The 13,210-nt window shown below is 72.1% G+C and carries 10 protein-coding genes; 6 read left to right on the forward strand and 4 right to left on the reverse strand.

Annotated features, from left to right (window positions below; genetic code table 11):
* The first annotated feature begins 338 nt into the window (after positions 1–338).
* Both BIV23_RS42565 and ptsP read left to right on the forward strand, forming a co-directional pair.
* Complete coding sequence (locus BIV23_RS42565) at positions 339–788, forward strand: PTS sugar transporter subunit IIA (RefSeq protein WP_071386359.1); 450 nt, start codon at positions 339–341, stop codon at positions 786–788.
* Between the two features lie 78 nt (positions 789–866).
* The gene (gene ptsP, locus BIV23_RS42570) at positions 867–2,537 is read left to right on the forward strand and encodes a phosphoenolpyruvate--protein phosphotransferase (RefSeq protein ID WP_071386360.1); all 1,671 of its coding nucleotides are present in this window, start codon (positions 867–869) and stop codon (positions 2,535–2,537) included.
* A gap of 88 nt (positions 2,538–2,625) precedes the next feature.
* Here the strand turns inward: ptsP and BIV23_RS42575 are convergent, their stop codons facing one another.
* Positions 2,626–3,519 carry a hypothetical protein gene (locus tag BIV23_RS42575; protein WP_071386361.1) on the reverse strand — a complete coding sequence of 298 codons (894 nt, stop codon included), beginning with the start codon at positions 3,517–3,519 and terminating at the stop codon, positions 2,626–2,628.
* Between the two features lie 127 nt (positions 3,520–3,646).
* Positions 3,647–5,623, reverse strand: coding sequence for an acetoacetate--CoA ligase (locus BIV23_RS42580; RefSeq protein WP_071386362.1), 1,977 nt, complete (start codon positions 5,621–5,623; stop codon positions 3,647–3,649).
* A gap of 214 nt (positions 5,624–5,837) precedes the next feature.
* On the opposite strand from BIV23_RS42580, the gene BIV23_RS42585 reads away from it, so the two are divergent.
* Complete coding sequence (locus tag BIV23_RS42585) at positions 5,838–8,198, forward strand: glycoside hydrolase family 31 protein (protein ID WP_079173764.1); 2,361 nt, start codon at positions 5,838–5,840, stop codon at positions 8,196–8,198.
* A gap of 10 nt (positions 8,199–8,208) precedes the next feature.
* Here the strand turns inward: BIV23_RS42585 and BIV23_RS42590 are convergent, their stop codons facing one another.
* Complete coding sequence (locus BIV23_RS42590; RefSeq protein WP_071386364.1) at positions 8,209–8,745, reverse strand: NUDIX domain-containing protein; 537 nt, start codon at positions 8,743–8,745, stop codon at positions 8,209–8,211.
* A gap of 46 nt (positions 8,746–8,791) precedes the next feature.
* Positions 8,792–9,607 carry a M15 family metallopeptidase gene (locus BIV23_RS42595; protein ID WP_079173765.1) on the reverse strand — a complete coding sequence of 272 codons (816 nt, stop codon included), beginning with the start codon at positions 9,605–9,607 and terminating at the stop codon, positions 8,792–8,794.
* A gap of 133 nt (positions 9,608–9,740) precedes the next feature.
* On the opposite strand from BIV23_RS42595, the gene BIV23_RS42600 reads away from it, so the two are divergent.
* The 3 genes from BIV23_RS42600 (at position 9,741) to BIV23_RS42610 (ending at position 13,170) form a co-directional block, all read left to right on the forward strand.
* Positions 9,741–10,187, forward strand: a complete 447-nt coding sequence (locus BIV23_RS42600; RefSeq protein ID WP_071386365.1) for a Zn-ribbon domain-containing OB-fold protein — start codon at positions 9,741–9,743, stop codon at positions 10,185–10,187.
* Positions 10,184–11,374 (forward strand): lipid-transfer protein, encoded by a 1,191-nt coding sequence (locus BIV23_RS42605; RefSeq protein WP_071386366.1) that lies wholly within the window; start codon positions 10,184–10,186, stop codon positions 11,372–11,374. Before BIV23_RS42600 ends, BIV23_RS42605 begins: the two co-directional genes overlap by 4 nt.
* Before the next feature lie 134 nt (positions 11,375–11,508).
* The gene (locus BIV23_RS42610) at positions 11,509–13,170 is read left to right on the forward strand and encodes a GGDEF domain-containing protein (protein ID WP_071386367.1); all 1,662 of its coding nucleotides are present in this window, start codon (positions 11,509–11,511) and stop codon (positions 13,168–13,170) included.
* The last annotated feature ends 40 nt before the right edge of the window (positions 13,171–13,210 follow it).

The raw sequence follows: 13,210 nt of genomic DNA on the forward strand, positions 1-13,210 counted from the left end.
TTCCTCCGGGCTTCCCTTCGGTGTTTCAAACTCTATCAGGGTTTTTCCGTCTCCCTGACCACCGTTCTGCGGACACGCAGAAGGAGATCCAGAGATAGGATCTGACAAGTTTGGGTGCTGCTGAGTGAGGTCGCTTTCGCGTCCCTCCGACCCAGGCAGGAGTACGACTGTACACGGAGCCCTGAACGCCGTGCAAATCCAACGGGGGTGGTGGTCTAGACCACTAGCTGGTAGCTTCCATACGGAACCCCAACTTCCTATGACATACGCTGCTGCTCGGTGCCGTCCGGGACAGGCAGCGGCGGCCCGTAAGCAGCTCCACTCCTGGGAGGCTTCCCATGACCACCGTGACGTCCCCTCTTGCCGGACGCGCCATCGGACTGGCCAACGTGCCCGATCCGGTCTTCTCCGGGGCCATGGTCGGCCCGGGTACCGCCATCGACCCCGTGCGTGAGGCCTCCGAGGCCGTATCACCCGTGGACGGTGTCATCGTTTCCCTGCACCCGCACGCGTTCGTCGTGGTCGACGCGGACGGGCGCGGCGTACTCACCCACCTCGGCATCGACACCGTGCAGCTCAACGGCGAGGGCTTCGAGCTGCTCGTCAACAAGGGCGACACCGTGCAGCGCGGGCAGGCCGTCGTGCGCTGGAACCCCGCCGCCGTCGAGGCCGCCGGCAAGTCGCCGGTCTGCCCCGTCGTCGCACTCGAAGCCACCGCCGAGTCCCTCTCCGACCTCCGTGACAGCGGTGACGTGAAGGCCGGCGACAGCCTCTTCGCCTGGAACTGACGGCGGTGCCGTCGCACGGCGGCGTTCAGGACAACCATCGCGGCGGCGGGACCCGCCGCACTATCGGAGACGGGTGAGATGGAAGCAACGCTGCGAGGCGTGGGCGTGAGCCATGGCGTGGCCATCGGCGAGGTTCGGCACATGGGTACGGCGGTGCTGGAGCCGCCGGCCAAGTCGATCCCCTCGGACGAGGCCGAGCGGGAGCAGGGGCGTGCCCGCCAGGCCGTCGACGCCGTGGCCGCCGATCTGATGGCGCGCGGCAATCTGGCGGGCGGCGAGGCACAGGCCGTGCTCGAGGCGCAGGCCATGATGGCGCAGGACCCCGAGCTGATGGCCGACGTGGACCGGCGGATCGCCGTCGGCAGCACGGCCGAGCGTGCCGTGTACGACGCGTTCGCGGCGTACCGCGAGCTGCTGGCCGGTGCGGGTGAGTACCTCGCCGGTCGTGTGGCCGACCTCGATGACGTGCGGAATCGTATCGTCGCGCGGCTCCTGGGCGTTCCGATGCCGGGGGTGCCGGACAGCGACCAGCCCTATGTGCTCGTGGCCCGGGACCTGGCCCCCGCCGACACCGCGCTGCTGGACCCGTCTCTGGTGCTCGGTTTCGTCACCGAGGAGGGCGGGCCGACGAGCCACAGCGCGATTCTGGCGCGGGCGCTGGGTGTACCGGCGGTCGTGGCCCTGCCCGGTGCCGGTGAGCTGGCCGAGGGCACGCTGATCGCGGTCGACGGCAGCACCGGCGACATCTTCGTGGACCCGACCGAGGCGAAGAAGGCGGAGCTGGAGGCCACGGCCGCCGCGCGCAAGGCTGCGCTGGCCGCCTCCACCGGGCCGGGTGCGACGGCGGACGGGCACAAGGTGCCGTTGCTGGCCAACGTGGGCGGTCCGGCGGATGTGCCGGCCGCGGTGGAGGCCGGGGCCGAGGGTGTCGGTCTGTTCCGTACCGAGTTCCTGTTCCTGGACGACAGCAAGAACGCTCCTTCCGAGCAGAAGCAGGTGGAGGCCTACCGGCAGGTGCTGGAGGCGTTCCCCGAGGGCCGTGTGGTCGTGCGTGTGCTGGACGCGGGTGCGGACAAACCGCTGGACTTCCTGACTCCGGCCGACGAGCCGAACCCCGCGCTGGGTGTGCGGGGTCTGCGGACGCTGCTGGACCACCCGGAGGTCCTGCGCACGCAGCTGACCGCGCTGGCCAAGGCTGCCGAGGGGCTGCCGGTCTACCTCGAGGTCATGGCGCCGATGGTGGCGGACCGCACGGACGCGAAGGCGTTCGCGGACGCCTGCCGTGAGGCGGGCCTGCGGGCCAAGTTCGGCGCGATGGTGGAGATCCCGTCGGCCGCGCTGCGGGCGCGTTCGATCCTCCAGGAGGTCGAGTTCCTTTCGCTGGGGACCAACGACCTCGCGCAGTACACCTTCGCGGCCGACCGTCAGGTGGGTGCGGTGTCCCGGCTCCAGGACCCGTGGCAGCCGGCGCTGCTCGACCTGGTGGCGCTGTCCGCGGAGGCGGCCAAGGCCGAGGGCAAGAGCTGTGGTGTGTGCGGTGAGGCCGCGTCCGATCCGCTGCTGGCCTGTGTGCTGACCGGTCTGGGGGTCACCTCCCTGTCCATGGGGTCGGCGTCGATTCCTTATGTCCGGGCGACGCTGGCGAAGCACACACTGGCGCAGTGCGAGCGGGCCGCGGCGGCGGCGCGGGCCGCGGACAGCGCCGAGGAGGCGCGCGGCGCTGCTCAGGCGGTGCTGTCCGGCGAGTAGTCGCGCCGCGTTCGCGTGGTCGGGTTCAGGGGCGCCCCGCCCTGGGTGGGGCGCCCCTGGCGTGTGTCGGCGTCCGGAGCGTCTGCGATCAGTGGTGGTGGTCGAGGTCGGTGCCGTCGTCTCCGAGGTCGGGGGGCGCGTCGTAGTCGACGCCGGACTCCGGGGAGATGAGGTCGCCGGATTCGACGTCGGTGCAGTAGGCGTCGAACACCTCGGCGGCGGTGAGGGGCTCGAACTCACCGCAGCGCAGTCGCCAGCCGTGGACGCGGTCGGGCGTGCCGGGGCGGCTGGTGCGGATGACGAGTCCGCCGGGGCTGCGGGTGGCGAGGCCGAGTGCGAGGACGCTGGTGAATTCCAGGGCTTCGGCCTCGTCCAGGCGGGTTCCGCCGGCGCCGTCCTGGTCGGCGTGGAGGACGGAGATCAGGGTGTCCGGTGGGCCGGAGACGCTGATCACGAGGTGCCGGTCGCCGGGCGGAGCGGTGTCGAGGATGCGGACCAGCAGGTCGGAGGCGCGGGTGAAGGCGGCCCTGCCGATGTCCTCGCCGCAGGTGGGGCAGGGGCCGAGGCGGGCGAGCAGCGTGGTGGCGTACTCCCAGGTGGCTTGGCGGACGGCCTCGTCCACGAGGGCGGGTACGAGGGCGGCGAGGGGCCGGCCGTCGTAGGGGATGGTGGGGCCCGTGGCCGCCAGTTCGGCGGTGAACCTGGTGCGGCTGGCCGGTGCCTCGGGGTCGAGGCCGGTGTCCGCGCAGTACACGGCGTAGTCCTCGGGGTCGAACAGGGCGAGGGTGGTGTGGCTGCCCTGGGCGGCGCGGGCCATGAGGAGGGCCTCGACCTGCTGGAGGTAGGCCGTGTGGTCGTCGAAGGTGAAGCTGCGGTAGCGCCGCATGGCGTGGAAGTCGTGCTCGTCGGTGAGCAGGCCGATGGTGCCGGCGATCTCGCGGCGCAGGACGCGTCGCATGGTCCGGTCGTCGATGTGCGCCATGTTTCCCCCAGAGTGCGCAGTCGATCAATGCTCACTCACCGTAACCGGCGGCACTGACAACGGGTGGTGCCGCCGGTGGACGGAGCGCGGGTGGTGGGGTCGTTGGCGCAGGTGGTGCGGGGTGGGTTCAGGCGCGTTTGCGGGCGAGTTCCTCGTAGAAGCCCAGCAGGGAGAGGTTGTCGATGGATCCGGGGTTGACCGCCTTCTCCAGCGGGGTGCCCTGGAGCAGCCGCTTGACGGGGACCTCGATGCGTTTGCCGGTGAGGGTGTGCGGGATACCGGGCACCTCGATGATCTCGTCGGGTACGTGGCGCGGGGAGAGCTGTTCGCGGATGGACTGCTTGACGCGGGCGAGGAGGGAGTCGTCGAGGACGGCGCCGGGTGCGAGGTGGACGAACAGGGGCATCCAGTAGCCGCCGTCGGGCTGCTCGACGCCGATGACGAGGGACTCGTTGATCTCGGGGAGGCGTTCGACGACCTCGTAGATGTCGGCCGAACCCATGCGCACGCCCTGCCGGTTGAGCGTGGAGTCGGAGCGGCCGTGGATGATCACGGTGCCGCGTGCGGTGAGGGTGATCCAGTCGCCGTGGCGCCAGACGCCCGGGTAGGTGTCGAAGTAGCTGTCGTGGTAGCGGCTGCCGTCGGGGTCGTTCCAGAAGCGGATCGGCATGGAGGGCATGGGGTTGGTGACGACCAGCTCGCCCACTTCGTCGATGACGGGGTGGCCGCTCGGGTTCCAGGCCTGGAGGTCGGTGCCGAGGCCGGGGGCCTGGAGTTCGCCGGTGTGGACGGGGAGGGTGGGTACGGCTCCGGCGAAGCAGGAGCAGACGTCGGTGCCGCCGCTGACGGAGGCGATCCAGAGGTCGGCCCCGCTCTGTGCGAACTCGTCGTGCAGCCAGCGGAAGCCGTCGGGCGGCAGGGGCGAGCCGGTGGTGGCGACGCACCGCACGGCGGACAGGTCGTGGTCGCGCGCGGGGTGGACGCCGGCCTTGCGGCAGGCCATGACGTAGGCGGCCGAGGTGCCGTAGAGGGTGGCCCGGGTGCGTTCGGCGACGCGCCACTGGGCGCCGGTGTCGGGGTAGCCGGGGCTGCCGTCGTAGAGGACGATCGTCGTCCCGGTGAGGAGGCCGGAGACGAGGAAGTTCCACATCATCCAGCCGGTCGAGGTGTACCAGAAGAAACGGTCCTCGGGACCGAGGTCGCAGTGCAGGCCGAGCTGTTTGAGGTGTTCGACGAGGATGCCGCCCTGGGACTGGACGATGGCCTTGGGCAGGCCGGTGGTCCCGGACGAGTAGAGGACCCACAGGGGGTGGTCGAAGGGGACCTGTTCGAAGACGGGCTCGGTGTCGCCCGAAGTGAGGACGGCCCAGTCGAGGGCGCCCTCGGGTGCGTCGGTGCCGAGGAGCGGGATGTGGACGACGGCGCGCAGGGTGGGCAGTTCGCGGCGCAGTTCGGCGACGGTGTCGCGGCGGTCGTGTTCCTTGCCGCCGTAGCGGTAGCCGTCGACGGTGAACAGGATGACGGGTTCGACCTGCTGGAAGCGGTCGAGGACGCTGCGGGCGCCGAAGTCGGGGGCGCAGGAGGTCCAGACGGCGCCGACGGCGGTCGTGGCGAGAAGGGCGACGACGGCCTGGGGGATGTTGGGGAGGTAGCCGCTGACGCGGTCGCCGGGGCGGACGCCGAGGGTGCGGAGTTCGGCGGCGAGGGAGCCGACCTGGCGGCGCAGCTCGGACCAGCTCACGGGGCGCGGTTCGTGGGTCTCGTCCACGTGGAGCAGGGCGGGTTCGTCGGCGCGGTCGGCGGCGGCGCGCAGGGCGTGTTCGGCGTAGTTGAGGGTGGCGCCGGGGAACCATTGGGCGCCGGGCATCGAGCGGTCGCCGAGCACGCGCGTGCAGGGGGTCGAGAACCGTACGTCGAACCACTCGGTGACGGCTTTCCAGAAGGTGTCGAGATGGTCGACGGACCACTGGTGGAGGGCGGGGTAGCCGCCGTCGGCGGGGGCGCCGTGGTGTTCGGCGGCCCATGCCTGGAACCGGGTGATGCGGGCCTGGGCGATCTGCTGGGGATCGGGCTGCCAGAGCGGCTGGGGGTTCGCGGTCGACATGGGGCGGCTCCCGGGCTGTGCGCGTCGTGGGCGTCGGTCCGCGCACGTGCTGGGGTGTGCGCGTGACGCGGCTGACAGGGACGATGCCATGTGATCGACTTCAGCACCAGGGCTCGCCCCACATAGTCCGTGTCGTGAAGATGTGGCCCTGACACTGGTGAACGGCAGTTGAACGACACGCACGCGTGGGGCGCACAGTGGCAGGGTGAGCAGCATGGACGGTCGTGACCTGGTGCGTTCGGTGAGTGTGGTTGGTTCGGGGAGGGCGCTTCGGGGGTTGCGCACCGTGCGTGCGGCGTGGCGCAGGCGGCGGATCGACGCTGCCGGGCTGCCGCCTCGGGGGGCCGAGCGGGCGCGGGTCCCGGGGCAGGTGGCGGGTGTGGAGCCGGGGCCGGGCGGCGGTGTCATCCGGTTCGGCCGGTCCGAGCTGCGGATCACGGTCACGGTGAACGGGGCGGTGTTCTGGGGCTGGGACGGGGCGGGTCCGGAGCCGTCGTACGCGCTGGCCGGGAGTTGTCCGGAGCCGGATCCGCGGGCGGTGCTGGAGCCGGACAAGGACGGTGGCTGGCGGGTGGTCGCCGAGCGGGTGACGGTCGTCGTCTCGCGGCACGGCGCGGTGCAGGTGTGTACGCCCGGCGGGGTGACGCTGCGGCACGATCTGCCGCCGCGCTGGTGGGAGCCGGTGGGCGGGGGTACGGCGCGGTGGCTGCAGCGCTCGGAGGTGGCGGCGGACGCCCGGTTCTTCGGTCTGGGCGGGCGGGCGTCGGGACCTCGGCTGCGCAGTGGGTCGTACCGGCTGTGGAACACCGACCCGGGCCGGGCGTTCGGGCCCGAGGTGGATCCGCTGTATCTGACCATGCCGGTGCAGCTCGTGGTGGCCGACGCGGGCACGCATCTGGTGTTCCACGACTCCACGTGGGACGGCACGGTGGTGCTGCGGGAGGGCGAGGAGGGCGCCGGGTCGGGGCACGACCGGGCGGGGCGGTGCGAGCTGCGGATGGACGGTGGTCCGCTGCGCTGCTGGGTGATCGTGGGTACTCCCGCGCGCGTGCTGGCCACGTGGGCCTCGCTGACCGGTGTGCCGGCGCTGCCGCCGGCGTGGGCGCTCGGTCACCATCACGCGCGCTGGGGATTCGGCAGCGAGCAGGAGGTCCGCCGGGTGGTGGCGGGCTACCAGGAGCGGGATCTGCCGCTGGATGCCGTGCACCTGGACATCGACCACTACGACGGCGACCAGGTGTTCACCGTCGACCAGGAACGGTTCCCCAAGCTTCCGGTGCTGGCGGAGGAGTTGCGGCGGGACGGGATCCGGCTGGTGTCGATCGTCGATCCGGCGGTGAAGGCGGCGCCGGGCAATGCCGTGTACGACGGCGGTTCGGCGCGGGACGCGTTCGTGCGGGACGGCTCCGGGCGCGAGGTGCGCGGTGTGGTGTGGGCCGGGGAGTCGGTGTTCCCGGACTTCACGCGCGCGCGTGTGCGTGAGTGGTGGGGCGGTCTGTACGCGGAGCGGCTGGCGCAGGGCTTCGCGGGTTTCTGGCACGACATGAACGAGCCGACGTCGTTCAGTGCCTTCGGGGAGCCGACCCTGCCGCGTTCGGCCCGGCACGATCTGGAGGGGCGCGGCGGCGACCATCGTGAGGCGCACAACGTGTACGCGCTGTGCATGGCCCGCGCGGGGTACGAGGGTCTGCGCGAACTGGCGCCCGAGGAGCGGCCGTTCGTGTTCTCGCGCTCGGGCTGGGCCGGGATGCAGCGTTACGGCGGAACCTGGTCGGGGGACGTGGCGACGGGCTGGCCGGGGCTGCGGGCCTCGCTGTCGCTGGTGCTGGGGCTCGGGCTGTGCGGGGTGCCGTACTCGGGTCCGGATGTGGGCGGGTTCGACGGGAGCCCGTCTCCGGAGCTGTATCTGCGCTGGTTCCAGCTCGGTGCGTATCTGCCGCTGTTCCGCACCCACGCGGGTCTGCGGGCGGGGCGCAGGGAGCCCTGGGAGTTCGGGGCGGAGGTGCTGGAGCACGCGCGCGTGGCGTTGCTGGAGCGGCGGCGGCTGCTGCCGTACTGGGTGACGCTGGCGTATCTGGCCCGGCGGACGGGCGCGCCCTATGTGCGGCCGGTGTGGTGGGGTTCCCCGGAGGACCGGGCGCTGCGCGGCTGTGAGGACGCGTTTCTGCTCGGGGACGCTCTTCTGGTGGCGCCGGTGCTGGATCCGGGCGTGAAGCGGCGCGCGGTGCAGCTGCCGCGGGGCCGCTGGTACGACACGGTGACGGAGGAGGCGTACGAGGGGCCGGGGCAGGTGTACGTGAACGCGCCGCTGTCGCGGATACCGGTGCTCGCGCGCGCGGGTGCGGTGATTCCGGTGCGCGGCGCCGACGGCGAGGTGGAGCTGGAGGTGTGGGCGCCCGCGCGGGGCCGGACCGGGGGCGGTCTGGTCGTGCCGGACGCGGGCGACGGTGGGGACGGACCGGAGACGGAGCGCTACGTCGCCCGCCGGCAGGGCCGTTCGGTGGTGGTCACCCGGGAGCGGGAGGGCGGTTCGGCACAGCCGCCCTACCCGGTGCGGGTGCGGGGGCTGGGCTGAGCCGGACGGCTCAGACGTAGCGGCCCTGGAACCAGGCCCGCACGGCCACGGTGTGCAGCGGGAAGGCGAGTTCCTCGGGCCGGCGCAGCAGCCGCCAGCCCTCGGTCTCGTCGGTGCGGTCGGCGGGCGGCAGACCGTGGACCGGGCGTTCGGGGAGGACCCCGAACAGCAGCAGGTGGCCGTCGGGCGAGCTCATGGCGTCCACGAGTCGCACGTCCCGGGCGGCGGCTTCGATGCCGGTCTCCTCCTTGAGTTCGCGTACGACGGCCTGTTTCCAGTCCTCGCGGTCGTCGACGTAGCCGCCGGGCAGGGCGGTGCCTCCGCGCGCGGGGGCGATGGTGCGGGTGATGACGATCAGGGCCGTGCCCTGGGCGTCGTACACGGGCTGGAGTGCGATGGCGACCGGCAGCGGGTTGCGGTAGGCGACGTTTCCGCAGGACGGGCAGGTGCGCGGCCAGCCGGTGACGCCCTCTCCATAGGGCGCTCCGCAGCTCGAACAGTGCGAGTTCGGCACGGAGTTGACAGTTGGGTGTTGGGTTTCGGACACGCGCGGACTGTATCCGATCGGCGGAGGGAGATCTTCCGATGGTCGCCTAGGGGGCGCGGCGGAGCGACTTCCAGGAGACGGGGAAGTCGAAGTAGGTGTCCGGGTAGGGCTCGGGCTGGTACGTGTAGTGCCACCATTCCTCGGCGAGGTTCACGAATCCGAGGCTCTCCATGGTGTTCTTGAGCAGCATCCGGTTGGCACTCTGGACGCCCTGGATGCGCGGGTCGAGGGTGTGCGCGAGAGTGTCGAAGCAGTCGAATCCGGTGCCCATGTCGACGGAGTTGTCGGGGAAGCGCTCGTTCTTGGGCGCGAAGCAGGGCACCAGCGGCTCTCCGGGGCGGTAGGGCCGGGTCGGCCGCGCGGGGAGCTTCACGATCGTCAGGTCCATGGTCGAGCCGCGGCTGTGGCCGGACTTCGCGGCGATGTAACCGTCCTCGAACAGCCGGGTCTTGTCGACGTTCGGGTAGAACTCGCCCTTCATCGACTGGGCGCCGAGGTCCTCGGCCCAGCGGACGAAGTCGTTCACGGCGCGCTGGGGCCGGTAGCAGTCGTAGACCTTGAGCGTGTATCCCTTGCGCAGCAGTTCGAGCTGAGCCTTGTGGAGGGCTTCGGCGGCGGGACGGGTGAGGATGCAGATCGGTTGCCGGTAGCCGTCGACGGGCTCGCCGACGAAGTTGTGCGGGGTGAAGTAGCGGATCTCCTGGATGATCGTCGGATCCACGGTGCTCAGGGCGACGAAGTCCCTGGGCGCCTTGGGCTCCGTCGTCGTCCCCGCCGTCGCGGTCGCGGGGGTGACGGCCACGGCCAGCAGGGTGGCGAGGGCGGTGACGAGGCCGCGGAGCGCACCGGTGAGTCGTGTCATGTCTCCTGCATCTATCAGGTCCGGGCTCCGGCGGGGAAGCGATCGGATGCGATTCCCCCGGACGCCCTGCCCTTTTCCCGCTGCCGGTGGCACACTTCTGACGCTTCGTCAGATTCGATACCGGGGAGGTACCTTGCCGCACACACGCACACCCGCGGTCGCCGGCTGGCTCGACGGAGAGGGCGAGGATTTCCGGCTGCTGGGCACGCGCTGCTCGTCCTGCGGGTCGGTGTTCTTCCCGCGTGAGGACGTCCACTGCCGCAACCCGCTGTGCGCGGGCGGCGCACTGGAGGAGGTTCCGCTGTCACGAAAGGGGCATATCTGGTCGTACACCGACAGTCATTATCGACCACCGTCACCCTATGTGAGCAATCCGGAACTTCCGTGGGAGCCGTACGCGTTGATCGCTGTGGAGCTGGCGGCCGAGCGGATCGTGGTGCTCGGACAGGCGGCTCCCGGGGTCACCGTCGCCGGCCTGGCGGTGGGCATGGAGGTGGAGGCCGTTCCCGGCGTGCTCGACGAGGACGCGGAGACGGCCCGGACGATCTGGCACTGGCGGCCGACGGGGGTGCGCGCATGACGAGGGACGTGGCGGTGCTCGGCGCGGGCATGCACCCCTGGGGCAAGTGGGGGCACTCCTTCGTGGAGTACGGGACGGCGGCGGCCCGCGCCGCCCTCGCGGATGCCGGTGTCGCCTGGGGGGACGTCGGCTCGATCGTGGGCGCGGACACGGTGCGCGGCGGCTATCCCGGGTACGTCGCGGGGGCGACGTTCGCCAAGGCCCTGGGGTGGCAGGGGGCGCGGGTCGCGAGCGTGTACGCGGCGTGCGCGTCCGGGGCGCAGGCGATCGCCGCCGCGCGGGCGCAGATCCTCGCAGGGCTCACGGAGGTCGTCCTCGTGGTGGGGGCCGACGCCGCACCCAAGGGCTTCTTCCGGCCCGCGGGCGGGGACCGTCCCGACGACCCGGACTGGCTGCGCTTCCGGCTGCTGGGCGCGACGAACCCGGTGTACTTCGGGCTGTACGCGCGCCGGCGGATGGCGGTGCACGGGGACACACCGGAGGACTTCGCGCTGGTCAAGGTGAAGAACGCCGCCCTGGGGGCGCTCAATCCGTACGCCCGGTACCGCAAGCGGGTCACCGCCGAGGAGGTCGCCGCCTCCGCGGTGGTCGCCGATCCGCTGCGGCTGCTCGACATCTGCGCCACCTCCGACGGCGCGGCGGCCCTGGTCCTCTCCAGCGTCGGCTTCGCGCACCGGCACGGCGTGCGTCGGCCGGTGCGGATCCGCGCGGTGTCCACGGTGACCCCACGTTTCCCGAACACGGTGCTGGACCTGCCGGACATCGCCACGGACTCCGCGGTCGCGGTGGAGCCGCCGGGCGAGACGTTCCGCGCGTCCGTCGCGCGTGCGGCCTACGAGGAGGCGGGCATCGGCCCCGAGGACCTGTCCCTCGCGGAGGTCTACGACCTGTCCACCGCGCTGGAGTTGCAGTGGTACGAGGACCTGGGGCTGTGCGGCGCGGGCGAGGGCGCGAAGCTGCTGCGCGAGGGCGTGACGGCCCCGGGCGGGCGCATACCCGTCAACCCCAGCGGTGGACTGGCCTCCTTCGGGGAGGCGGTGCCGGCCCAGGCCATCGCCCAGGTCTGCGAGCTGGCCTGGCAGCTGAGAGGCACCGCGGGCGATCGGCAGGTCGCCGGGGCCCGCGTGGGGATCACGGCCAACCAGGGGCTGTTCGGGCACGGCTCGTCGGTGGTCGCGGTGCGGTGAGGGTGACGCGAGCAGAGCGGCGTGCGAGGTGTGGTGACACAAAGGTTTTCCACTCTCTGTGATCACGCCGGAATCCTGTGTGAACGTCTCATGAACTGCGCCTGGGCACGCCCGGGCAGCGCAATCATGCTCCCGTGCACTCCTGGACGGATACTCTCCGCTTCGCCTTCCAGCCGGTGGTCAACCTGAGGACTGGCGCGGTCACCGCACTGGAGACGCTCGCCCGCCCGGAAACGGGTGACATCCTCGCCGAGGCCCGCCGGGATCCCGAACTCGACGGCAGGCTCACGGTGTTGGCTCTGCGGGCGGCGACGCACAAGGAGACGTTGCTGCCGCTGCACCTGAACGTGTTCGCGGCCACGCTCGCCGACCTCGGCGGCCTCACCCCGCTGCACGACGCCGTGCGCGCGACCGGGCGCATGCCCTGGGAGGTGACGCTCGACATCGTCCCGCCGTACACGCACGTGCCGCAGCGGGCGCTGCTGGAGGCGGTGGCGTCCATGCGCGAACAGGGGTTCCGGATCAGCGCGGACGGCATCGGAGACGGCGACATACCGCTGCGGCTACTCAACGACCTCTCGCCCGACCTGGTCAAGCTCGACGGCTCGCTGCTGGCCCGGCCCGCCGCGGTGCGGGCGATGCGGACGCTGTGCGAGGGACTGGGCGCCCTGGTCGCCGTGGAGGGGGTCGAGACCGAGCTCCAGTGTGCGGCGGCGCTCTCGGCCGGTGCCCAGCTGGCCCAGGGCGAGCTGTTCGCGCCGCCCGCGCGGATCCCGGTCGCGGACGTGTACGTACCGCCGCGCTCCCCCGGTGCCGTGGGCGTGCCCCGGTCCGGGCCGTCCGTGCCCTCCGTGCGGGAGTTCGTGCGCCCGGCCGCCGTCCTGCCGGTGACCGCGTCGGCGGGGCAGGTGCGGGCGCTGCTGACCGGGTCGCCGGACGTCTCCGGCGTGCTGCTGGTGGACCAGGCCGGCCGGCCCGTCCGGTCGGTGCACCGCTCGCGCTTCCTGCTGTCGATGTCCGCCCGCTACGGTCACGCCCTGTACGCCGACCGGCCCGCTTTCAAGCTGGGCGACGCGCCCCGCACGGTCGGCGTGGACGCCACGGCCTGGGAGGTGCTGGACGTGGTCGCGATCGGCGACCGGGACCGGACCTCCGACGATGTGGCGGTGGTCGACGCGCGGGAGCGCTGCGTGGGGGTGGTACGGCTCGCGGACCTGGTCCGGGCCCTGGCCGAGAGCAGGGTCGAGGAGGCGGCCGGCCTCAACCCGCTGACCCGGCTGCCCGGTTCGGACGCGATCACGACCGAGGTCGACCGGTGGATCGCGGACGGGCGGACGTTCGCGCTCAGCTGGCTGGACATCGATCATTTCAAGCAGGTCAACGACGGCGCGGGGTTCGCCGCGGGCGACGAGCTGATCCGGTCCGTGGGCCGCGCGCTCCAGCAGGCGGTCGTGGGGCACGCGCGCGTGGGGCACATCGGCGGGGACGACTTCCTGGTGCTGGCCGACGAGGAAGCGCTCGGTCCGGTGGTCGCCGGCGTGCTCGACGCGCCGTGGTCGGCGGGCGGCCGGCCGGTCACGCTCTCCGTCGCGACCGTCGTGTGCGTCCCGGGCAGCGTGGGCGACCATCGGCAGGCCGCGGCCCATCTCGCGCCGCTGAAGAAGGAGGCCAAGGCGTTGCGCGGCGCGAGCTGGGTCCTCGGGCGCGCCGGGGCCGCCGGTCACGAGGTGCGGCGCGGCGGCACGGGGACGGCTGCGGCGCAGGCCGGGTACGCGGCCGTGGAGCCCGGACTCTGAACGCCCCCTTCGTATACGGCCCTTGAGGCACGCATGTGAC

Origin of the sequence: Streptomyces monashensis (assembly GCF_001866665.1) — a bacterium.
In the GTDB taxonomy this organism is placed as follows: domain Bacteria; phylum Actinomycetota; class Actinomycetes; order Streptomycetales; family Streptomycetaceae; genus Streptomyces; species Streptomyces monashensis.

Bases quoted from the DNA above. Each gene is read 5' to 3' on its own strand.
- BIV23_RS42565 (WP_071386359.1), top strand. From the start codon at position 339: ATGACCACCGTGACGTCCCCTCTTGCCGGACGCGCCATCGGACTGGCC.
- ptsP (WP_071386360.1), top strand. From the start codon at position 867: ATGGAAGCAACGCTGCGAGGCGTGGGCGTGAGCCATGGCGTGGCCATC.
- BIV23_RS42575 (WP_071386361.1), bottom strand. From the start codon at position 3,519: ATGGCGCACATCGACGACCGGACCATGCGACGCGTCCTGCGCCGCGAG.
- BIV23_RS42580 (WP_071386362.1), bottom strand. From the start codon at position 5,623: ATGTCGACCGCGAACCCCCAGCCGCTCTGGCAGCCCGATCCCCAGCAG.
- BIV23_RS42585 (WP_079173764.1), top strand. From the start codon at position 5,838: ATGGACGGTCGTGACCTGGTGCGTTCGGTGAGTGTGGTTGGTTCGGGG.
- BIV23_RS42595 (WP_079173765.1), bottom strand. From the start codon at position 9,607: ATGACACGACTCACCGGTGCGCTCCGCGGCCTCGTCACCGCCCTCGCC.
- BIV23_RS42605 (WP_071386366.1), top strand. From the start codon at position 10,184: ATGACGAGGGACGTGGCGGTGCTCGGCGCGGGCATGCACCCCTGGGGC.